At 63.2% G+C, this 20,158-nt stretch carries 20 protein-coding genes and 1 pseudogene; 11 read left to right on the forward strand and 10 right to left on the reverse strand.

The window, feature by feature from the left end; genetic code table 11:
* Window positions 1-46: 46 nt before the first annotated feature.
* Window positions 47-682, reverse strand: a complete 636-nt coding sequence (locus tag CN933_RS19240; protein ID WP_018096900.1) for a J domain-containing protein — start codon at window positions 680-682, stop codon at window positions 47-49.
* 139 nt (window positions 683-821) lie between these two features.
* On the opposite strand from CN933_RS19240, the gene CN933_RS19245 reads away from it, so the two are divergent.
* Window positions 822-1,103 (forward strand): BolA family protein, encoded by a 282-nt coding sequence (locus tag CN933_RS19245; protein WP_018096899.1) that lies wholly within the window; start codon window positions 822-824, stop codon window positions 1,101-1,103.
* Window positions 1,104-1,163: 60 nt separating this feature from the next.
* Here the strand turns inward: CN933_RS19245 and CN933_RS19250 are convergent, their stop codons facing one another.
* Genes CN933_RS19250 through CN933_RS19260 form a run of 3 tightly spaced genes read right to left on the reverse strand, consistent with a single transcriptional unit; the run spans window position 1,164 to window position 4,181 of the window.
* Window positions 1,164-2,468, reverse strand: a complete 1,305-nt coding sequence (locus tag CN933_RS19250; RefSeq protein ID WP_018096898.1) for an HlyC/CorC family transporter — start codon at window positions 2,466-2,468, stop codon at window positions 1,164-1,166.
* Window positions 2,465-3,598, reverse strand: coding sequence for a 3-dehydroquinate synthase (aroB, locus tag CN933_RS19255; RefSeq protein ID WP_018096897.1), 1,134 nt, complete (start codon window positions 3,596-3,598; stop codon window positions 2,465-2,467). Before aroB ends, CN933_RS19250 begins: the two co-directional genes overlap by 4 nt.
* Window positions 3,599-3,602: 4 nt before the next feature.
* Complete coding sequence (locus tag CN933_RS19260; RefSeq protein ID WP_003527461.1) at window positions 3,603-4,181, reverse strand: shikimate kinase; 579 nt, start codon at window positions 4,179-4,181, stop codon at window positions 3,603-3,605.
* A 234-nt stretch (window positions 4,182-4,415) separates the two neighbouring features.
* Between CN933_RS19260 and CN933_RS19265 the strand changes: the two genes are divergently transcribed.
* From CN933_RS19265 to CN933_RS19285, 5 genes are all read left to right on the forward strand, one after another.
* Entirely contained in the window at window positions 4,416-4,565 is a 150-nt protein-coding gene (locus CN933_RS19265) for a hypothetical protein (RefSeq protein ID WP_018096896.1), read from the forward strand.
* Window positions 4,562-5,488 (forward strand): site-specific tyrosine recombinase XerD, encoded by a 927-nt coding sequence (xerD, locus tag CN933_RS19270; RefSeq protein WP_018096895.1) that lies wholly within the window; start codon window positions 4,562-4,564, stop codon window positions 5,486-5,488. Before CN933_RS19265 ends, xerD begins: the two co-directional genes overlap by 4 nt.
* A 63-nt stretch (window positions 5,489-5,551) precedes the next feature.
* Entirely contained in the window at window positions 5,552-6,505 is a 954-nt protein-coding gene (locus tag CN933_RS19275; protein WP_003527479.1) for an acetyl-CoA carboxylase carboxyltransferase subunit alpha, read from the forward strand.
* A gap of 243 nt (window positions 6,506-6,748) precedes the next feature.
* Entirely contained in the window at window positions 6,749-8,191 is a 1,443-nt protein-coding gene (locus CN933_RS19280) for a L,D-transpeptidase family protein (protein ID WP_018096894.1), read from the forward strand.
* Window positions 8,191-8,427 carry a sulfurtransferase TusA family protein gene (locus CN933_RS19285; RefSeq protein WP_018096893.1) on the forward strand — a complete coding sequence of 79 codons (237 nt, stop codon included), beginning with the start codon at window positions 8,191-8,193 and terminating at the stop codon, window positions 8,425-8,427. Before CN933_RS19280 ends, CN933_RS19285 begins: the two co-directional genes overlap by 1 nt.
* A gap of 33 nt (window positions 8,428-8,460) precedes the next feature.
* On the opposite strand, the pseudogene CN933_RS31885 reads toward CN933_RS19285, so the two are convergent.
* The 4 genes and pseudogenes from CN933_RS31885 to CN933_RS19305 form a co-directional block, all read right to left on the reverse strand.
* A pseudogene (locus CN933_RS31885) lies at window positions 8,461-8,550 on the reverse strand (VapC toxin family PIN domain ribonuclease); the annotation flags it as partial.
* Window positions 8,551-8,560: 10 nt separating this feature from the next.
* Complete coding sequence (gene vapB, locus CN933_RS19295) at window positions 8,561-8,794, reverse strand: type II toxin-antitoxin system VapB family antitoxin (protein WP_018096892.1); 234 nt, start codon at window positions 8,792-8,794, stop codon at window positions 8,561-8,563.
* 64 nt (window positions 8,795-8,858) lie between these two features.
* Entirely contained in the window at window positions 8,859-10,004 is a 1,146-nt protein-coding gene (locus CN933_RS19300) for a CobW family GTP-binding protein (protein WP_102762207.1), read from the reverse strand.
* A gap of 12 nt (window positions 10,005-10,016) precedes the next feature.
* Window positions 10,017-11,099, reverse strand: coding sequence for a D-alanyl-D-alanine carboxypeptidase family protein (locus CN933_RS19305; RefSeq protein WP_018096890.1), 1,083 nt, complete (start codon window positions 11,097-11,099; stop codon window positions 10,017-10,019).
* 249 nt (window positions 11,100-11,348) lie between these two features.
* Here CN933_RS19305 and CN933_RS19310 point away from each other — a divergent pair, with 249 nt between their 5' ends.
* Both CN933_RS19310 and CN933_RS19315 read left to right on the forward strand, forming a co-directional pair.
* Complete coding sequence (locus CN933_RS19310) at window positions 11,349-12,512, forward strand: M20 aminoacylase family protein (RefSeq protein ID WP_018096889.1); 1,164 nt, start codon at window positions 11,349-11,351, stop codon at window positions 12,510-12,512.
* A gap of 23 nt (window positions 12,513-12,535) precedes the next feature.
* Window positions 12,536-13,000 (forward strand): Lrp/AsnC ligand binding domain-containing protein, encoded by a 465-nt coding sequence (locus tag CN933_RS19315; protein ID WP_010970133.1) that lies wholly within the window; start codon window positions 12,536-12,538, stop codon window positions 12,998-13,000.
* A gap of 73 nt (window positions 13,001-13,073) precedes the next feature.
* Here CN933_RS19315 and CN933_RS19320 read toward each other — a convergent pair whose 3' ends face one another.
* Entirely contained in the window at window positions 13,074-14,117 is a 1,044-nt protein-coding gene (locus CN933_RS19320) for an NAD(P)-dependent alcohol dehydrogenase (RefSeq protein ID WP_018096888.1), read from the reverse strand.
* A 252-nt stretch (window positions 14,118-14,369) separates the two neighbouring features.
* Here CN933_RS19320 and CN933_RS19325 point away from each other — a divergent pair, with 252 nt between their 5' ends.
* The gene (locus CN933_RS19325) at window positions 14,370-15,311 is read left to right on the forward strand and encodes an AraC family transcriptional regulator (protein WP_018096887.1); all 942 of its coding nucleotides are present in this window, start codon (window positions 14,370-14,372) and stop codon (window positions 15,309-15,311) included.
* A gap of 52 nt (window positions 15,312-15,363) precedes the next feature.
* On the opposite strand, the gene CN933_RS19330 is transcribed toward CN933_RS19325, so the two are convergent.
* Window positions 15,364-15,906 (reverse strand): Lrp/AsnC family transcriptional regulator, encoded by a 543-nt coding sequence (locus CN933_RS19330; protein ID WP_018096886.1) that lies wholly within the window; start codon window positions 15,904-15,906, stop codon window positions 15,364-15,366.
* A gap of 43 nt (window positions 15,907-15,949) precedes the next feature.
* Here CN933_RS19330 and CN933_RS19335 point away from each other — a divergent pair, with 43 nt between their 5' ends.
* Entirely contained in the window at window positions 15,950-19,003 is a 3,054-nt protein-coding gene (locus tag CN933_RS19335) for an aminotransferase class III-fold pyridoxal phosphate-dependent enzyme (protein WP_102762225.1), read from the forward strand.
* 99 nt (window positions 19,004-19,102) lie between these two features.
* Window positions 19,103-20,113: an amino acid ABC transporter substrate-binding protein gene (locus CN933_RS19340; protein ID WP_018096884.1), complete on the forward strand. Its 1,011-nt coding sequence runs from the start codon at window positions 19,103-19,105 to the stop codon at window positions 20,111-20,113.
* The last annotated feature ends 45 nt before the right edge of the window (window positions 20,114-20,158 follow it).

The raw sequence follows: 20,158 nt of genomic DNA on the forward strand, positions 1-20,158 counted from the left end.
CCCGCGCATTCGCCTGCAGATAGTGCTTCTGTCATAATCCGGGTTGTTAGCAGAAACCACCCTGTTTTAACAATTGGTAGGCTTGAATAACCGCCCGGAAGCGGTCTTCCGATCCCCTGTCTCCGCCATTTGCGTCGGGGTGGTGCTTCTTGACGAGCTCCTTGTATGCCGCCTTGATGTCGGCGGTCGTCGCCGAGGCCGCAAGACCCAGCGTCTCGAAGGCCTTCGCCTCGAGCGTCTTCAGCTTGCGCAGGCGCGGCTCGTGCCGCGCCTGTCGGGCGCGCGCCTCGTTGAAAAATCCGAAAGGATCTCGCATGCGCGCCTGTGCGCCGGCGGTGCCGGAGCGCATCTGCGACTGTGTCGGGCCGTTGCGGGCGCTCTTGTTGACGCCGACCGTCCAGGTCGGACGATGGCCGGTCACCGCTTCCTTCTGGTAACGGGCGATCTCGGTGTCGGAGAGGCCGGAAAAGTAATTGTAGCCCTTGTTGTATTCCTTCACATGCTCGAAGCAGAACATGAAATACTCGCCCTCGGCATTGCGCCCGACGGGAGCCCGATGGACCGCCGTCTTGTCGCAGCCATCCCATTGGCACACCGGCGCGGACGGCTCCACGCGCGCTTGACCCCGGGGGCGCGTTCGGATGCGGTCGAAATATTTTGAATCGAGCTTCATGACGCACATTATGGGGTTTGCGGAGGGTCACAACAAGAATTGACAAAACGGAATGTTGCTGGCTTTGTGCGGGCATTTTGCATTGCGCGGATGATGCTGCCGCCTGGCTCCAGCGCCCGCAGCAAAACAGGGAAATGGGACTGAAAATATGTCGCTGCAACGCCGCATCGAAGAGAAGCTCATGGAAGCCTTCCATCCCGAGCGGCTGATGGTGATCAACGAGAGCGGTCAGCATGCCGGTCACCAGCCGGAATTCGACGGCGGCGGCGAAACGCATATGCGCGTCCGCATCGTTTCGAGCGCCTTTACCGGCATGAGCCGTGTGGCCCGCCACCGCGCGATAAACGATCTGCTGAAGCCGGAACTCGATGCCGGCCTCCATGCTTTGGCGGTGGAACCCGCAGCGCCGGGGGAACCGACGCGGTGGTGAAGTGCAAAAGGCAGAGGGTGCGTCGCTGAGCCGCCGTTGCGGACTTGTCTTTGAAGTGCCCTAACCCACCTGCCCCTCGTCTTCGGCCGCGCGGATGCGCAGCTTGGTGATCCGGTTCTTCACGCGCTTCATCACGGTGAAACGCTTCCCATAGAACGTGAAAGCCTGCCGCTCCTCCGGAATGCTCTTCGATTCATGGATCACGAGGCCGGCAACTGTCGTCGCCTCCTCGTCCGGCAACGACCAGTCCAGCGCCCGGTTGAGGTCGCGGATCGGCACGGAACCATCGACGACGATCGAACCGTCGGCCTCCTGACGTACGCCCTGGATGTCGATGTCGTGTTCGTCGGCAATGTCGCCGACGATCTCTTCGAGAATATCCTCCAGCGTGACGAGCCCCTGCACCTGGCCGTATTCGTCGACCACGATGGCAAGATGCAGCTTGCGGCGCAGGAAGGCATTGAGCTGGTCTTTGAGATTGGTCGAGTCCGGAACGAACCAGGGTTTCTGCGCAATCTTGACGATGTCGAGCGTCTCGGGCTCCACATTCGGCTCGGCGAGCGCCCGGAGCAGGTCCTTGGAATGGACGACGCCGATGATGTTGTCGGCCGAGCCGCGCCACAACGGCAGGCGTGTAAACGGACTTTCGAGGATCTCGCGCACGCAGGTCTGGGGCGGGTCATCGGCATTGATCGCCCGCATGCCTGTCCGGTGGATCATGACGTCGGAAACCTCGAGTTCGCCGAGATCGAGCACCCCGCCGAGCCGGTCGCGGTCAGCCTTGATGACCGACCCTTCGCGGTGGAGCAGATTGACCGCGCCGCGCAGTTCCTCATGCGCGGTGAGCATCGGCAAGTCGGAAGAAAGATTGATGCCGAAGAGATGCAGGATGCGCCGGACGATTGCGTTGACGAGGGAGGATACCGGACCCACGACGACAACGAAGGGGCGGACCAAAGGCGCAACCGCCAGCGCAAACCGGTCCGGCGACGCGATCGCCCAGCTCTTCGGCAGGACCTCGGAGAAGATGACGAGCAGTACCGTCATGGCGACGGTGGCGATCGCCACGCCCGAATCGCCGAAGAGGCCGATCAGCAGGCTCGTCGTCAGCGACGAGGCCAGAATGTTGACGAGGTTGTTGCCGATGAGCAGCGTCCCGATCAGACGGTCGCGGCGCTCGATCAGCCGGGTGACCATACCCGCCCGCTCATCGCCGTTGTTCTCCAGCGTATGCATCCGCGAGCGCGAGGCCGCGGTCAGCGCCGTCTCCGAGCCGGAGAAAAAGGCGGAAATAACGAGAAGGGAAATAACGGAAAGCAGCGACAGCCAATATTCCGTCAGAAAGCCCAGTAGCACATCGGTCATCGCGGGTGCTTTTCCGTAAGAAAGCTCAACACCTCCGAGGAGGGCACGTCGTCCGCCACGAAGGACTGGCCGATGCCCCTCGTAAGGATGAAGGTGAGCTTGCCTCCCTTCACCTTCTTGTCCTGGGCGATCGCCTCCATCAGCCGATCGGCCGGCGGCAATGCCCCGGGAATGTCGGCCAGGCGCGTCGGCAGGCCGACGATTTTCAGATGGGCCTCCACGCGCCGCGCATCGTCAGGGCTCGCGAGATTCATCCGGGCTGAGAACTCATGCGCCAGAACCATGCCGATCGCAACGCCCTCCCCGTGCACCAGCCGCTTGCTGTCGTAATCGGTGGCGGCCTCCAGCGCATGGCCGAAGGTATGGCCGAGATTGAGGAGCGCGCGACGTCCGTTTTCGCGCTCGTCCGCGGCAACGACGTCAGCCTTTGCCTGGCAGCTGACGGCAATCGCTTCGATCCGGGCGGGTCCGCCTGCAAAAACCGCCTGCCAGTTTTTCTCGAGCCATTCGAAGAACTCCGGCTTGTCGATCAGCCCGTATTTCGCGACCTCGGCATAGCCTGCGCGGAACTCGCGCGGGCTCAGCGTGTCGAGCGCGGCGGTATCGGCGAGGACGAGGTCCGGCTGATGGAAGACGCCGATCAGGTTCTTGCCGTGCGGCGAATTGATCCCTGTCTTGCCCCCGACGGAGGAATCGACCTGCGCCAGCAGCGATGTCGGGATCTGGATGAAGCGCGAACCGCGGCGGACGATACCGGCGGCAAAGCCGGTAAGATCGCCGATCACGCCGCCGCCGAGCGCGATCACCGCGTCGTTGCGCTCGATTCTGGCGCCGAGGACGGCCTCGCAAACCGGGATCAGATGCTCGAAGCTCTTGGTCTTCTCGCCTGCCGGCAGGATCAGGGAGACAGCCTCGATGCCGCTTTCCCCGAGGCTCGCTATAAGCGGTTCGAGGTAGCGGGGCGCGACGTTCTCGTCGGTGATGACCGCCATCTTCCGGCCCTTGAGCCGGGAAGCGACCTCCCGGCCTGCCGCGGCGATCAGACCGGGGCCGATGAGAATATCGTAGGAACGCTCTGCGAGATCGACGCGGACCCTGCGCTCGGCGGTTGGCATTACATGGCTGGTCATGGCTTCAGGCCTTCTGATGATCGGCGATGGCGGCGAGAACCTCCTCGACCATCGCTTCCTTTTTCACATCGCGCGAGAGAACGGTCAGGTCCGCCTCGGCATAGATCGGGTAGCGCGCGCGCATCAGGTTCTCGAGCGTCTGCTTCGGATTCTCGGTCTTCAGAAGCGGCCGGGTGTCGCGCTTGTTCACCCGCTCCCATAGCACGTCCAGCTCGGCGTTGAGCCATATGGTCAGGCCGCCCTTCTTGATATGCCGCCGCGAGCGCTCGTTGATATAGGCGCCGCCGCCGGTCGACACCACCCGCGGGCCGGACCTGAGCAGGCGCTTCAGCACGCGGGCTTCCAGCGCCCGGAACTCTTCCTCGCCGTAGGTTGCGAAGAGATCGCTGACCGTCATGCGCGAGACCCGCTCGATCTCGTGGTCGGAATCGACGAAAGGAACGCCAAGCGCCTGGGCGGTCAGCCGACCGATTGCCGATTTACCCGCCCCCATCAGGCCGATGAAAACGAGATTACGCTTACCGAGAGTGCGCTTCGCCCTTTCGGCCAGCGTCGCGGAAACCGGTTCGGTCACATCGTTCATTGCGCTTCAAATTCCCCATTCCTCTCCGGTATCGACAAAACGGGGGGGAGCGTCAAGCCGTCGCTTGGTGTCGCGCCGGCTTCTTGAACTTCAGGGCGGGCCCGTTCATATAGATCACGCATCCGCGCCAGCGAAACGCCCTGCTCGACTGCAGCGATCGTGGTAACGCTTCGAACAGACGGCATGATCCGATGCCGTACCGTTCCTTTCCGGCGCCATGCAGAGGAGACTTGAATGCCCACCCTCTTCCGCTTCCTGTTCATCTGCGCCGTCGGAGCCGGCATGGTCTATGGCGCGATGGTGGCGCTCGTCACTTTCGTCGACCCGGTTGAGCGGGACGTAACCGTGCGCATTCCCTCGGAACGGGTCAACAAGCCGCAATGACGGATATGTCCGCAGCCTACGTCGAATCCTTCCTGGAAATGATGAGCGCCGAGCGTGGAGCGGCGGTAAACACGCTGCAATCCTACGAGCGCGACCTCGAGGACGCGCGTTCCTTCCTGCGCACGCGCGGCACCGGGCTCACCGACGCCTCGGCCGACGATCTCAGAAGCTATCTCTCCCATCTCGCAGGCCAGGGCTTCAAATCGTCATCGCAAGCGCGGCGGCTCTCGGCGCTCCGGCAATTTTACAAGTTCCTCTATGCTGAGGGGCTGCGCACGGACGACCCGACGGGCATCCTCGACGCGCCGAAGAAAGCCCGCACACTCCCCAAGACGCTGAGCATCGAACACGTCACCCGGCTGATCGGCCAGGCGGAAGCGGAGGCGAAATCCGGCAAGGGCGATGCGATGCGCATGCACGCGCTGATCGAGCTCCTTTATGCGACAGGCATGCGCGTCAGCGAACTCGTTTCGCTTCCGGCAAGCGTGCTTGCGCAGAACGGGCGTTTTCTCATAATTCGCGGCAAGGGTAACAAGGAAAGGCTCGTACCGCTGTCGCAGGCGGCGATCCGCGCCATGCGCGCCTATGGCGAACAACTGCAGGAAGACGGTGCGGACAGCCCCTGGCTGTTCCCCTCCAACGGCAAGGCCGGCCATCTGCCGCGGCAGGTCTTTGCCCGCGACCTCAAGAGCCTCGCAGCGCGGGCAGGCATCCGGGTGGCGGCGATTTCGCCGCACGTGCTGCGCCATGCCTTCGCCAGTCATCTGCTCGCCAACGGCGCCGACCTTCGCGCCGTGCAGGAACTGCTCGGCCATTCAGACATTTCCACGACACAAATCTATACGCATGTGCTGGAAGAACGGCTTCACGACCTCGTGCAGAACCATCACCCCCTTGCCAAACAGGCGAAAAAACAGGATTAGGTCCGCCTGATGGAATGACTTGGCAGGGCGGCCCTTGTCGAAAAACGATCGGAAACGCGTCTGATGCACAATTATCTCGACTTCGAAAAACCCATCTCTGATCTCGAAGGCAAGATTCTCGAACTGAAGAAGCTCGCCAGCGAAGACGAGAGCGTTAACACATCAGACGAGATCGCCCGATTGGAAGGGCGCGTCCGCGATGCGATGGTCGAGATCTATTCGAAATTGTCCCCCTGGCAGAAGACCCAGGTCGCTCGCCACCCCTCGCGCCCGCATTTCCTGGACTATGCCTCGCGCCTCTTCACCGAGTTTACGCCGCTTGCCGGCGACCGGAATTTCGCCAATGACGACGCGATCCAGGCGGGGCTTGCCCGCTTTCACGGCACGCCCGTCGCCGTCATCGGTCAGGAGAAGGGCAACGACACCAAGTCGCGTATCAAGCACAATTTCGGCAGCCCCCGCCCCGAGGGCTATCGCAAGGCGACGCGCATAATGGAGATGGCCGACCGTTTCGGCCTGCCGCTGATAACGCTGGTCGACACGGCAGGCGCCTATCCGGGCGTCAACGCCGAGGAGCGGGGCCAGGCCGAGGCGATCGCCCGCTCGACCGAAATGTGCCTCAACGTCAAGGTGCCGATCGTCACCGTGGTGATCGGCGAAGGCGGCTCGGGCGGCGCGATCGCGATTGCGACCGGCAACCGCGTCTACATGCTGGAGCACGCGATCTACAGCGTGATCTCCCCGGAAGGTGCGGCCTCGATCCTCTGGCGCGACTCGACGCGCGCCAAGGAAGCCGCCAGCAACATGAAGATCACCGCCGAAGACCTGAAGTCGCTCGGCGTCATCGACGGAATAATCCCGGAGCCTGTCGGTGGAGCCCACCGCGACCCGGACGCGGTCATCAGCCGCACGGAAACCGTGATCGGCGACGCTCTCAAGGAGCTTTCCGCACGCAATGGCGACGAATTGCGGGCCGACCGGCGGCAGAAATATCTGAATATCGGCCGTAACCTCTGATTACGGCTCCGTCCGAGCCGTTCCAATCCGAACCATTGCGATTATTCCAGGCGGTCGGCAACCGTAAATCGGACTGTGGCCAAATCTTGGCCATATTCATCAGGTCATGAGAGGTGGCCATTCGCAGGGGGCGCCTGCACGGTTAAGATTTCGTGAAGAATAATAACGTACTGATTCGTTGACGCCTGCCCTTCGTGGAACAGGCGTGCACGGATAGAATGTGGCTAGAACGGGCTTTTGCCGATGCGTTTCAGGAACCTTGTCCTCACCGCCGCTGTCGCAGCCGCTCTTGCGGGCTGCACCAACGAGACGCTCGATTCGGTCAACCTGTCGTCCGTCAAGAACAAGACCGAGTATCAGCTTTCGGGCAAGATGGTCAGCAAGATGCGCGAGCTGGGCATGCAGAAGACGTCCCCGATCCTGTTGCGCATCTTCAAGGAAGAAGGGACGCTCGAAGTCTGGAAGGCGAACACGGCGAACCGGTTCCAGCTTCTGAAGAGCTACAAGATCTGCGCATGGTCGGGCAAGCTCGGGCCTAAGATGAAGGAGGGAGACCGGCAGGCGCCGGAGGGATTTTACCCGCTCTATCCGCACCAGATGAACCCGAATTCGAGCTACTACCTGGCGATCAATACGGGCTATCCGAACACATATGACAAGGCCAACGGCCGCACCGGCACCCATCTGATGATCCACGGTGCCTGCTCTTCGGCCGGCTGCTATTCGATGACGAACGAGCAGATCATCGAGATCTTCGCGCTCGCCCGCGACGCGTTCAAGGGCGGCCAGGAAAGCGTGCAGCTTCAAGCCTTTCCCTTCCGCATGACGGCGGAAAACATGGCGCGCCACCGCGACAATCCGAACATCGAATTCTGGAAGATGCTGAAGGTCGGCTACGACCAGTTCGAAGTGACCAAGCGCCCGCCGGCAGTGAATGTCTGCGAGAGGAAATACGTCTTCAATCAGCAGGCTGAGGGGCAGTTCAGTGCGGCCGGCCAGTGCCCTGCCATGACGACGCCGCCGGCGCTGCAGATGGCGATGGCGAGCTACGACAAGGACTATCGGCGCGACTACGAGAAGGCCTTGAAGAAATTTGAGGGCATGGTCTGGTACGAGCCGACCGAGGCCGAACGCAAGGCGGTCGTCGCCGATCAGCGCAAGGGCCGCGAGCTTGCCTATGCGCCGACCGGCACCTCGCTCGATGCGGGCAAGCTGCTCAAGGTAAGCGATCTCGAAAAGAAGCTTGCCGAACAGAAAGAGGCCGAGGAAGCCAAGCAGGCAACCTTGATCCAGAAGGAAGCGCTGGAAAAGGCGGCCCGCGAAGGCAAGGGCCCGCCGGTGCCGCAGGCCAACCCGCTCGAGCGCCCCGTGGAGCAGGCAGCGGTACAGGCCGAGCCCCCGAGGAAGTCGCTCTGGGGCCTGTTCTCTCGCAACGAGCCGGCGGCCGCGCCAGCCGCACCCGCCGCCGGGACTCCCGCGCAGCAGGCCGCAGGCCAGCCAACCGCTCAACAGCCCGCACCGGGCCAGCCGCCAGCCGCCGCCGGCGGGCAGCAGGCAGCACCGCCGGCGCAGGACAATGCTCAGGTGGCCGCCGCTCCCGCCGGGAATGCGCAAGCGCAAGCACCAGAACAGCAGCCCGCCGAGCAGCCGAAGAAGCGCCCGTTCTGGAAACTCTGGGGCAACTGATGCCCGAGGAAGCGAGGCTACGCTACGATCTGAGGGGGCTGAAATGTCCCCTTCCCGTTTTGAAGACGCGCAAGCGAATGGAAAACCTGCCGCCCGGCGCGCTCATCGAGATCGAAACGACCGACCCGCTGGCCGTGATAGACATCCCGCATTTCTGCAACGAGGACGGGCACCGGCTGGAGCAGGCTGAGCCGCTCGCAGACGGACATCGTTTCCTCATTCGCAAGCGGTGCTAACTAAATTGGCGGCGCATCGCGCCTTCGGATCTGTCACAGCCAGTTCTCGACCCTTACACCCGGCATGCGGACGATCTCGCGTATATTGTTGGTCACGACAATCAGCCCTTCGCTGCGCGCATTTGGGTGAGCATCAGAACGATCCGCGCGTTTCCGCCACCGGCTGCTTACGCTCGCTCATGAAATCCTCGCTGAGGCGCGGCCCGCTGGGGAACAGATCGTCCCATCTTTTGCCCTGGGGCACGATCACGCGGCTGCGGCCGATCTTGAGAATATCGACCTGATGCACGCTCTCGGGAAAGGCGACGGCCTTTGGCAGCCGCACCGCCTGGCTACGGTTACTGATGAACACGGTCGAACTGTCCAAGACCCATTCCTTTCTCAAGCCCACCGGCGAGCGGGTGCTGATGAAGAAAGTCCGGCCGGAGCCGTCAGAACTTCATCCCCGGCACCGCCAGGGGGTTGTCCGCGAGCGCCTGCGCATCCGGTCGGTCGACGCGCGGCTTGCCGGTGAAGGCGTCGAAGAGGTCGCGCACGAATGCTTCCTCCAGGCCTTTGGTGATCAGCACCATTCGCGTCCGGCGATCGGCCGGGTCGGGCCAGGCGGCAAGCCGTTCCGGCGCGTGAAAGACCGTCTGCACGCCGTGCAGCACCACCGGCCTCTCCGGATTGTCCGCGACGGAAACGATCGCCTTCATGCGCAGCAGCTTTTCTCCATGGGCCGAGCGCAGGAGGTCGATGAACATCTCTAGCGCCATCGGTTCGATCGGCCGGTCATGCACGATGCTGAATGAGCGGATGTCCGAACCATGACGATTGACGTCGTGATGGTGGTTCCCATGGCCGTGGCCATCTTCGTGGTGGTGGTCATGGTGGTGGTGGTGGTGGTGGTCGTCCGCATGGGCCTCGTCCTGAAGCCAGCGCCCGACATCGGCGACCTTGGTCGAGGCGTCGTAAAGACCGCAGGCGAAGAGATCGGCCCGGCCCGCCTTTTCCGTGTCGCCGTCGATGATCGGCGCGCGCGGGTTGAGATCCCTGAGCTGCGCCTCGAGCCTGCCGATCCCATCATCTTTGGCGAGCCCGCTCTTGCTGATCACCAGCCGGTCGGCCACCGCGATCTGCTTCATGGCCTCCACATGATTGGCGATCGTCTGCTCGCCATTGACCGCATCGACGACGGTGACGACTCCGTCCAGCCGGAAATTCTGGGCAATCACGGGATTGCCGAGGACGGATTGAAGCACCGGTGCCGGATCGGCAAGACCGGTGGTCTCGATGACGACGCGCTTCAGCGGCTTGATGCGGCCGGTCTGCATCCGGTCCATGAGATCGGCCAGCGTATCGACGAGCTCGCCGCGCACGGTGCAGCACAGGCAGCCGTCGGAAAGCTCGATGACGCCGTCACTCGAAGCCTCGACCAGGAGGTGGTCGATGGAGACATCGCCGAATTCGTTGATGATAACGGCCGTGTCGACAAGCGCCGGATCCTTGAGCACCCGGTTCAGAAGGGTCGTCTTGCCCGCGCCGAGAAAGCCGGTGAGGATCGAGACCGGCACCACCGGCATTGGACCGTTCATGAAAGACTCCGTTCAGAAGCTCGGGCGCGGGACCGGGATCGGCACATTGGCGATCTCGACCGCATCGCCCTGTGCCGTGGCATCGCTGCCGGCTTTTGCCGTCTTGTCGTCGCTGCCGGGTATGAGGCCGGCGAAGGCAAGTTTCAGCGGGCGGTCGATCTCGTGGATATAGGGTGAAAGCAGCTTCTGCCGGCCAGCCTCGTCACGCCCCTCGCTGCGCACCTTCGCCGCCTGCTTCGAGCAGATTTCCTTGCTGATATCGGCAACCACCTCGCGGGTTTCGCCATACGGCACGATCTCCGCAAGCGAGGGCTTGCCCGTGCCCACCGTGGTAAAAGCCATCTGCAGGAGCCTGGCCGACTCGTCGGCACGCGCTGCAAGGCTGTCTTCGCCGAGCACGACCGAAACCACCCTGCGGCCGCCGCGGCTCGCCGAGGAGACCTGGTTGAAGCCCGAGGCGCAAATGAACCCCGTCTTCATGCCGTCCGCGCCATCGAAACGGCCTATCAGCATGTTGTAATTGGGATAGTCCTTCTTGCCGGTGGTGAAGCCTTCCAGCGCGAAATAGGAAGCATATTGCGGGAATTCGCGCTTCAGCGTAAGCGCGAGCACCGCAAGGTCCCGAGCGGTCGTATATTGCCCTTTGCCAGGCAGGCCGTTGGGATTGATGAAATGCGACGAGGTCATGCCGATGCGGCGCGCCTCGGCGTTCATCTTCTCGATGAAGGCCTGTTCGGATCCGCCGACCGTCTCGGCGATCGCGACGGCGACGTCGTTCGCCGACTTGATCAGCATCATCTTCAACGCGCTGTCGAGCGTCATCTTCTGGCCGGGCTTGTAGAACATCTTGCTCGGCGGCTCCGAAGCGGCGTTCTTCGTCATGACCACCGGGCTTTCCAACGTCAGCTGCCCCGCCTGGATGGCACGGAACGTGGTATAGGCCGTCATGAGCTTGGTCAGCGACGCCGGATACCATTTCTGGAAGATGTCCTGATGCTCGTAGACCTTGAGCGTATCGACGTCGATTACCAGCCGCGGATTGGCCGATGCAGGCAGCGCCGCAGCCAGGACGACCGCGCAAGCTCCCGCAAGCATGCCTATCCTGCCCAATCTGTCGCCCAACGGGAATCGTGCTATTGCCACAATCCAAACCTCGAAATTCCGGAGTTGCCTCGTATCGTCCCGCTATTTAGCCTATATGGCAAGGAGATGGCAAAGCCCATTCATCGGGCTTCGCGCCAATCCACCGCCCGGACACTCCAGCGGCGAGACTCCAGCCGACGCTGAAGCGTCGGGACTCGCGTGTCGAACCGAAGTGAACGAACAGACCGACAGGAACGAACAATGCCGATTCTAAACCGTGCCGCCGAGCTCAAGAACGAAGTGACCGAATGGCGGCGCCATCTGCACCAGAACCCGGAGCTCCTGTTCGCGGTGGAAAATACGGCAGCCTTCGTCGAAAGAAAACTGAGGGATTTCGGCGTTGACGAAATCGTGACCGGCCTCGGCCGGACCGGGGTCGTCGGCCTCATCCGCGGCAATCGCGGCCCGGGCCGCACCGTCGGGCTCAGGGCCGACATGGACGCCCTGCCGATCACCGAAGCAAGCGGCAGGTCCTGGTCCTCGACGGCCCCCGGCAAGATGCATGCCTGCGGCCATGACGGCCATACGGCCATGCTGCTCGGCGCGGCGAAGTATCTTGCCGAAACGCGTAACTTCGCCGGCAATGTCGCGGTGATCTTCCAGCCGGCGGAGGAAGGCGGCGGCGGCGGCAACGAGATGGTGAAGGACGGCATGATGGAGCGCTTCGCGATCGAAGAGGTCTACGGCATGCACAACATGCCGGGGATGCCGGTCGGCCACTTCGGCAGCCGCGCCGGCCCGATCATGGCCTCGACCGACGAGTTCACCATTACCGTCAAGGGCCGCGGCGGCCACGCCGCTCAGCCGCACAAGACGATCGACCCGATCGCCATCGGCGCCCAGATCGTCAACGCGCTGCAGACGATCGCCTCGCGCACCGTCGATCCGCTTGCCTCCATCGTCGTCTCCGTCACCAAGTTCAATGCCGGCTTCGCCCACAATGTCATCCCCGAACAGGCCGTACTCGCCGGCACCGTGCGCGCGCTGACGCCGGAAGTGCGCGACACCGGCGAAGCCCGGATCCGCCAGATCGCCGACAACATCGCCGGTGCCTACGGCGCCACCGTCGACGTCTGGTACGGCCGCAACTATCCCGTGACCGTAAACCACGCCGCCGAGACCGGTCACGCGCTCGCAGTCGCCGCCACCGTCGCCGGCGAAGGCAACGTCAACGCAGCGCTCGACCCGATGATGGGCGGCGAGGACTTTTCCTACATGCTGCTGGCCCGGCCGGGCGCCTTCGTCTTCATCGGCAATGGCGATACGGCGGGACTGCATCACCCGGCTTACGACTTCAACGACGAAGCCATTCCGCACGGAATTTCCTATTGGGTGAAGCTCGCCGAAACACGGCTTGCCGCCTGAGGCACGGAAAGCGGGAGGCGACCATGCACCAGATCGACAAGACGGACCGGAGAATCCTCAATATCCTGCAGGCGGACGGGCGGATTACCAATCTGGAGCTGGCGGACCGGATCGGGCTTTCCCCGACGGCGACCAGCGAACGCCTGAGGCGGCTGCTGAAGGAAGGTTACGTCTCCGGCTTCGGTGCGCGTCTCGACCCGCACAAGCTCGGCTTCGGGCTGTTGGTCTTCATCGAAGTGATGCTCGACAAGACGACGCCGGAAGTCTTCGACCAGTTCGCGGCCGCCATAAAGCAGGCGCCCGCTGTGCTCGAATGCCACATGGTCGCGGGCGGCTTCGACTATCTCGTCAAGACCCGCTTCGAGGACATGGCCGCCTACCGCAACTTCCTCGGCCAGGTGCTTTGGACGCTCCCGGGCGTCAAGGAAACCCGGACCTATGCGGTGATGGAAGAGATCAAGAATGACGGGCCGCTGCCGCTGCTTTGAGTAGCGGCAGCGGCCCGTCAGAGCGGGATTAAGAAGTGTGCGGTTTCCGCCCGCAATCACCTATCGGAATCGATCACGCCTTGATCGATTCCATGTCGATCACGAAGCGGTAGCGCACGTCGCTTCTCACCACCCGCTCATAGGCCTCGTTGATCTGCTCCATGCGGATCGTCTCGATCTCCGAAACGATGCCGTGCTCGCCGCAGAAATCGAGCATTTCCTGCGTCTCCTTGATAGAACCGATCATGGAGCCGGAAATGCTGCGCCGTGCCGGCACCAGCGAGAAGGCATGGACCGGCACCGGATTCTCCGGAATGCCGACGAGCACCAGATCGCCATCGACCTTCAGGAGGTTGAGATAGGCGTTCCAGTCGATTTCGGCCGCGACCGTGCAGATGATCAGGTCGAAGCTGCCGGCGAGCTTTGTGAATGTCTCCGGATCCTTCGTCGCGTAGTAGTGATCCGCCCCGAGCTTAAGCCCGTCCTCTTTCTTCGAAAGCGTCTGGCTGAGCACCGTAACCTCCGCGCCCATCGCATGGGCGAGCTTCACGCCCATATGGCCGAGACCGCCCAAGCCGACGATCGCCACCTTCTTGCCGGGGCCGGCCTTCCAGTGACGCAGCGGCGAGTAGAGCGTGATGCCGGCGCAAAGCAGCGGTGCGGCAGCGTCGAGCGGAAGGTTGTCCGGGATGGAGAGTACATAGCCTTCCTTGACGACGATATGGTCGGAATAGCCGCCTTGGGTCGGTGTTCCATCTGCCTCGACGCCGTTGTAGGTCACCACCAGGCCGGGCAGATATTGCTCCAGATCGAGGTCGCGCTTGGCGCAGGTCGTGCAGGAGTCGACGAAGCAGCCGACGCCCACCCGATCGCCGATCTTGAACCTGGTGACCTTGGAGCCGACCGCCCTGACGATGCCGACGATTTCGTGGCCGGGTACCATGGGGAAGGTCGAATTGCCCCATTCGTCGCGCGCCTGGTGGATATCGGAATGGCAGACGCCGCAATATTTGATGTCGATCACCACGTCGTCGTCGCGCGGTTCGCGACGCTCGAAGGTGAAGGGTGCGAGCGGCTTCGACGCGTCGGTCGCCGCATATCCTCTTGCAATGGCCATGGGTCTGTCCTTCATGTCTGGGAGTGGCATGTCTGTGAGTGGCATGTCTGGGAGTAGCGCGCCCATCGGCCTATGGACCGCAGGCGGCAGGGCGGACTATGCTGCCTCACAAGGCCATTGCGTTAGTGCGATCCTGCAAAACTTTTGCACGATTCTGCGAGAATCGCCGAAGGCAGCTGGCGGGATAGCACCGACAACCTATCTGACCCCCTGTCTCCGCACGGATCTAAGCTATTGGAAAGTCCACCGAAGATGACAGAATCACAGCGCATGCCGCGTCAGGAAATGATCGACATCATTGCCCGGATCGCCGGAGAGGACGGCGATTACCCAACGATTATACCAGGGCTGAGCGTTCACCGGCATTCCGTCTCCGCGAAGCCGAATTGCGCCGCCTACAAGCCGAGCCTGGCGATCATCGTCCAGGGGGCCAAACGCGTCGTGCTCGGCGAAGAAACCCTCGTCTACGGCGCCTCGGACTACCTTTTGACCTCCATCGACCTGCCGGTTCTCTCTCAGATATCGCTCGCCTCGCCCGAGGAGCCCTATCTCAGCATGGCCTTCCAGATCGATACGACGAGGCTTCCGGCGCTCCTCGACGCAATCGGCCCGGAGGCGGCGAAAGCTCCGGGTTCGCCGCGCGGCATGACGGTCAGCAAGCTCACACCCGATCTTGAGGACACGGCGCTTCGGCTGCTGCGGCTCCTCGACAGACCGGATGACATCGCGGTGCTGCTGCCGCTGATCGAGCAGGAACTGCTTTATCGCCTGCTGCTCGGACCGCACGGCGCCAGGCTCCGCCAGATGGCGACCACGGAGAGCCAGCCGCACCAGATCGGCCGCGCGGTGTCCTGGCTGAAGGAACATTATTCCCGCCCCTTGCGCATCGACGACCTCGCAAGCCGCGTCAGCATGAGCGTCTCCTCGCTTCATCACCATTTCAAGGCGATCACGGCGATGAGCCCGCTGCAGTACCAGAAGCAACTGCGCCTGCAGGAGGCAAGGCGGCTGATGCTCGAGGAGCGTCTCGATGCCGGCGATGCCGGCCACAAGGTCGGGTATGAGAGCCAGTCCCAGTTCAGCCGCGAATATGCCCGCCATTTCGGCGAGCCGCCGATGCGCGACGTCGGCCGCGTCCGCCGAAGCCTCATCGGGCGTACGATCGGCGAGGTTGAGATGCTGAGCGAGGGTTAGGACACTTCCAGGAAATGTGTCGGACGGTTTTCCGCCCGGAGAGCGTAGCCGCTCAGCTTCGTTCGATATCGCGGCGCAGCACGATCGAGGTCGTCAGATCCTCGACATTGTCGAGCTGCGCGACTTCGTTGCGCAGCTCGTTCAGCGCGTTGATCGAAGCGACCTTCACTTCCACGATGAGATCAAGCTGACCGCTGACCGAGAAAACGCGTCTGACGGAGGAAAACCCGGCTAGCCGATCGAGCACGCCGAGCGAGGGCGTCCGCTTCAGCGTCACCAGCAGGAAAGCCTCGATCTCCCCCTCCTCCAGCTGGCCGATGTCGGCGCGATAGCCGCGAATGACGCCGGCCTTCTCCAGCCGCGCGACACGCTCGGCCGTCGCGCTGCGCGACAATCCGATACGCCCGGCAAGCGACTTCATGGGAATACGCGCCTCGCGGCTCAGTATGCTGAGGATCGTTCGGTCTGTCGCGTCGATATCCTGCCTCCTGCGGCCGGCCAGAGGGACTGCCGGGCGGCTGTCGAGTAGCGCCGGCAAGATGACGGTTATAATAACCAAAGTGCCGGTGCAACCGGCGAAATGCCGGATGCACATGCCGAACGGGCGTGCAACTCTCGTGACAAGAGCGGGGGTCTCCATGAACGACATGCTGAAAACGACGCCGGATTTCACGATCGAGGAAGCGCAAGCCCTCCTCGCGCAGCACTTCGGCCTGGATGGGTCACTTCAGCCGCTGGACAGCGAGCGGGACCAGAACTTCAAGGTCAATACCCGTGATGGCCGCTGCTACATTCTGAAGATCGTCAACGGCGCCGAACCGGAAATCGAAAGCGACTTCCAGACAGCGCTGCTGAAGCACGCCGGCGAAAATGCAGGAGACCTGCCGGTTCCGCATTTGCAACCGACTCTGTCCGGCGAGAACCTCGCGACGACCACGAGGCGCGGGACCGTCCATCGATTGCGGCTGGTCACCTGGGTTCCGGGAACTCCGCTCGCACAGTCCGATCGGAGCGATGGAGCACTTCACTCCCTCGGCCGGATGCTCGGCCGCTTCGACGCCTCGCTCAAAGGCTTCATGCATCCGGGCGCACTGCGCGATCTCGACTGGGACATCCGCAATGCCGGACGTTCTGCCGGACGGCTCGCATATGTGGCCGATCTCCAGGATCGTGCTCTTCTCCAGCGCTTTCTCGACCGCTTCGACGAGCGGGTCGCCCCGCGGCTCCCGATGCTGCGCTCCGCCGTCATCCATAACGACGCAAACGACTGGAACGTCCTCATCGACGAAGACGACCACGACCGCATTTCCGGCATCATCGACTTTGGCGACGCCCTCTACGCGCCCGTCATCGCCGAAGTCGCGATCGCCGCCGCCTATGCCGGCCTCGACCACCCCGATCCGATCGGCGCTGCGGCTGCGATCGCCAACGGCTACCATGCCGAATACCCGCTCCTCGAAGAAGAAGTCGATCTCCTCTTCGACCTGATCGCCATGCGGCTGGTCACCTCGGTGACGATCTCTGCATCACGCCGGGCGCACACCGCCGACAACCCTTATCTCGCGATCAGCGAAAGGCCGGCCTGGGCGCTGCTGCGCAAACTCGATGCGATGAACCCGCGTTTCTCAACGGCGATCCTGAGAAAGGCCTGCGGTTTCGAGACAGTAGCCGGAGCCCGCGCCGTCGCCTCCTGGATCGTCGGAAATCGCAAGAGCCTCCTGCCGCTTCTCGATCGTCCAGCCGCGGCTTATCCGGCCGCTCTCGTCCCCTACGGCGATCCGGCGCATCCGATGACCGTCAGTTCGGCGGCCGGCCGGCCGCATGACGCGCAATCGGTCTGGGAAGAGCAATGCCGCAGGGCCGGCGTCGAGCTCGGCATCGGCCCCTGGGGTGAGGCCCGCACCGTCTATTCGGGCGAGATGTTCGTCTCCCGCATGATCGAAGAGACGCGCCGCACGCGCCATCTGGGTCTTGATCTCTTCATGGCGGCGGGCACCAAGGTCCATACGCCGCTTGCAGCCACCGTCGCGAGCGTCGAGATCGAGAAGGATCCGCTCGGATACGGTTGCCTTATCGCTCTGCGCCATGAACCGGACGGCTGCCCGCCTTTCCTGACGCTATGGGGCCATCTTGCCCATGAGGCCGTCAGCCGGCTGAAGGCCGGCGACCGGCTGGAGGCCGGCGCGCTTGTCGGTGAAATGGGCGCTCCGGAAGAAAACGGCGGCTGGGCGCCGCATCTGCATCTGCAGATCTCCACCGACACAAGTCTCGCAGCGACGGACATCCTCGGCGTCGGCGAGGAGCGCTACCTCGACGTCTGGGCGGAGCTCTTCCCCGACGCGAGCACATTTGCCGGCATCGCGCCGGAATTCTACGACCGGAGCGGCCGCCCCCACGAGGACATCATCAGGCAACGGAAAGAGCTGCTGCTGCCGAACCTGTCGATCTCCTACGAGAAGCCGATCAAGTTCGTGCGCGGCGAAGGCGTCTGGCTGATCGACGATCGCGGCCGCGCCTATCTCGACTGCTTCAACAATGTCTGCCACATCGGCCACGCCCATCCGGCCGTGGTGGACGCATTGGCCCGGCAGGCAGGGACGCTCAACACCAACACGCGCTACCTGCACGACAACATCGTCGCCTATGCCGAGCGGCTGACGGCCACGATGCCGAAGGAACTCGCCGTCGCCGCCTTCGCCAACAGCGGCTCCGAAGCCAACGGTCTCGCCCTGCGCCTGATGCGGGCGCATACGGGCAAGGAAAACGCCGTCGTGTTGGACTGGGCCTATCACGGTACGACGCAGGAGCTGATCGATCTCAGCGCATACAAGTTCCGCCGCAAGGGCGGAAAGGGCCAGAAGCCGCATGTTCACGTGGCGGCCGTTCCGGACAGTTACCACGCGCCGGCCGCCTGGCCGCCGGAGGAACACGGCAGGCGCTTCGCCGAAGACGTGGCCGAGCTGATCGCGGCGATGCGCGCCCGAGACGAAGCGCCGGGTTTCTTCCTCGCCGAATCCATTCCGAGCGTCGCAGGCCAGGTGTTTCTGCCGGATGGCTACCTCAACGAGGTCTACCGCATGATCAGGGAGGCCGGCGGCGTCTGCATCGCCGACGAGGTGCAGGTCGGCTTCGGCCGGGTCGGCAGCCATTGGTGGGCCTTCGAGACGCAAGGCGTCGTTCCTGATATCGTCACCATGGGCAAGCCGATCGGCAATGGTCATCCACTCGCCGCAGTCGTCACGACGCGTGAGATCGCGGCCTCGTTCGACAACGGCATGGAGTATTTCAACACCTTCGGCGGCAACCCGGTGTCCTGCGCCGTCGGTCTCGCGGTGCTCGACGTCATCGAAGGCGAGGACCTGCGCCGCAATGCGCTCGATATCGGCAATCATCTTCTCGCCGCCTTCCGGACCATGCAGGAGCGCTACGAGGTCATCGGCGACGTTCGCGGCCTCGGCCTGTTCCTCGGCATCGAGCTCGTCAGCGACCGCAGAACCAGGGCGCCGGCGACGGAGATCGCCCGGGCCGTCGCGAACGGAGCCCGCCAGCGCGGCGTGCTGATGGGCACTGAGGGCCCACATGACAACGTCCTGAAAATGCGACCGCCGATGATCTTTTCGAAGCGCGACGCGGATCACCTGATCGCCGTGCTCGAGGAAACGTTCGAGGCCGTGCTGGCGCGAGCCGGATAATTACGAGGTAGCGGTATCACCGAAGAACCAGACCACTCCGGGCGCGACGCGCGTCCTGGAGCTCAATGATTGCGTCTTATAACGGAGGAGGACAGGACGATGAAAACCGGCATTTTGGCACTCTTTGCGACGGCGTTTCTTGCCGGCACGACGGCGCAGGCCGCAACCCTCGACGTCGTCAAGCAGCGCGGCGAGCTGCGTTGCGGCGTGAGTCAGGGCGTCCTCGGCTTCTCCGCCCCGGACGATAAGGGCGAGTGGTCCGGCTTCGACATCGATTTCTGCCGTGCGGTCGCGGCCGCCACCCTTGGCAGTCCGGAGAAGGTGAAATATGTGCCGCTTTCGACCAAGGAGCGCTTCACCGCGCTCCAATCCGGCGAGGTCGACCTGCTTTCGCGCCAGACCACCTGGACGCTTTCGCGCGACACGGATCTGGGCATGAGCTTCGTCGGCGTGAACTATTATGACGGTCAGGCCTTCATGGTGCGCAACGATATCGGCGTGAAGAGCGTCAAGGAGCTCTCGGGCGCCTCCGTCTGCACGGAGACCGGCACCACGACCGAACAGAACATGGCGGACTATTTCAGCGCCAACAGGATCGAGTATCAGGTGATCGCCTTCGAAAAGGCGGACCAGACGATCCAGGCCTTCAATTCCGGCCGCTGCGACGTCTATTCCACCGATGCCTCCGCCCTCTATTCGCAGCGGCTGACGCTCAATGATCCTGACCGCTTCGTCATCCTGCCGGAAGTCATTTCCAAGGAGCCGCTCGGCCCTGCCGTCCGCCAGGGCGACGATCAATGGTTCAAGGTCGTTCGCTGGACGCTCTTCGCGATGATAGAGGCAGAGGAGCTGGGCATCACCCGGGACAATGCCGCTTCGCTCCTCGAAAGCGGAACCGCCGCACAAAAGCGCTTCCTCGGCATCGACAACGAAGCCGGAAAGGCGCTCGGGCTCGATCCGAAATGGGCCTACCAGACGGTGGCTGCGGTCGGCAACTACGGTGAGATCTTCGAGCGTCACCTCGGCAAGGAGAGCGCGCTCAGGATCGATCGCGGCCTCAACAGGCTCTGGAACCACGGCGGCCTGATCTACGCGCCGCCGGTCCGCTGACCTTCTGCATGTTTCCTTCGATCGCAGCCGATTGAAGGACACGAC

Origin of the sequence: Sinorhizobium sp. M4_45, assembly GCF_002885915.1 — a bacterium.
In the GTDB taxonomy this organism is placed as follows: domain Bacteria; phylum Pseudomonadota; class Alphaproteobacteria; order Rhizobiales; family Rhizobiaceae; genus Sinorhizobium; species Sinorhizobium meliloti_A.

What these genes read in the sequence shown, in the direction of transcription:
- CN933_RS19245 (WP_018096899.1), top strand. Translation starts at nt 822, where the DNA reads ATGTCGCTGCAACGCCGCATCGAAGAGAAGCTCATGGAAGCCTTCCAT.
- CN933_RS19250 (WP_018096898.1), bottom strand. Translation starts at nt 2,468, where the DNA reads ATGACCGATGTGCTACTGGGCTTTCTGACGGAATATTGGCTGTCGCTG.
- CN933_RS19320 (WP_018096888.1), bottom strand. Translation starts at nt 14,117, where the DNA reads ATGGCCATTGCAAGAGGATATGCGGCGACCGACGCGTCGAAGCCGCTC.
- CN933_RS19300 (WP_102762207.1), bottom strand. Translation starts at nt 10,004, where the DNA reads ATGAACGGTCCAATGCCGGTGGTGCCGGTCTCGATCCTCACCGGCTTT.
- CN933_RS19285 (WP_018096893.1), top strand. Translation starts at nt 8,191, where the DNA reads ATGCCCGAGGAAGCGAGGCTACGCTACGATCTGAGGGGGCTGAAATGT.
- CN933_RS19305 (WP_018096890.1), bottom strand. Translation starts at nt 11,099, where the DNA reads ATGCTTGCGGGAGCTTGCGCGGTCGTCCTGGCTGCGGCGCTGCCTGCA.
- CN933_RS19260 (WP_003527461.1), bottom strand. Translation starts at nt 4,181, where the DNA reads ATGAACGATGTGACCGAACCGGTTTCCGCGACGCTGGCCGAAAGGGCG.
- CN933_RS19325 (WP_018096887.1), top strand. Translation starts at nt 14,370, where the DNA reads ATGACAGAATCACAGCGCATGCCGCGTCAGGAAATGATCGACATCATT.
- CN933_RS19340 (WP_018096884.1), top strand. Translation starts at nt 19,103, where the DNA reads ATGAAAACCGGCATTTTGGCACTCTTTGCGACGGCGTTTCTTGCCGGC.
- CN933_RS19280 (WP_018096894.1), top strand. Translation starts at nt 6,749, where the DNA reads ATGCGTTTCAGGAACCTTGTCCTCACCGCCGCTGTCGCAGCCGCTCTT.
- CN933_RS19265 (WP_018096896.1), top strand. Translation starts at nt 4,416, where the DNA reads ATGCCCACCCTCTTCCGCTTCCTGTTCATCTGCGCCGTCGGAGCCGGC.
- CN933_RS19310 (WP_018096889.1), top strand. Translation starts at nt 11,349, where the DNA reads ATGCCGATTCTAAACCGTGCCGCCGAGCTCAAGAACGAAGTGACCGAA.
- aroB (WP_018096897.1), bottom strand. Translation starts at nt 3,598, where the DNA reads ATGACCAGCCATGTAATGCCAACCGCCGAGCGCAGGGTCCGCGTCGAT.
- CN933_RS19275 (WP_003527479.1), top strand. Translation starts at nt 5,552, where the DNA reads ATGCACAATTATCTCGACTTCGAAAAACCCATCTCTGATCTCGAAGGC.
- CN933_RS19315 (WP_010970133.1), top strand. Translation starts at nt 12,536, where the DNA reads ATGCACCAGATCGACAAGACGGACCGGAGAATCCTCAATATCCTGCAG.
- CN933_RS19240 (WP_018096900.1), bottom strand. Translation starts at nt 682, where the DNA reads ATGTGCGTCATGAAGCTCGATTCAAAATATTTCGACCGCATCCGAACG.
- xerD (WP_018096895.1), top strand. Translation starts at nt 4,562, where the DNA reads ATGACGGATATGTCCGCAGCCTACGTCGAATCCTTCCTGGAAATGATG.
- CN933_RS19335 (WP_102762225.1), top strand. Translation starts at nt 15,950, where the DNA reads ATGAACGACATGCTGAAAACGACGCCGGATTTCACGATCGAGGAAGCG.
- CN933_RS19330 (WP_018096886.1), bottom strand. Translation starts at nt 15,906, where the DNA reads ATGTGCATCCGGCATTTCGCCGGTTGCACCGGCACTTTGGTTATTATA.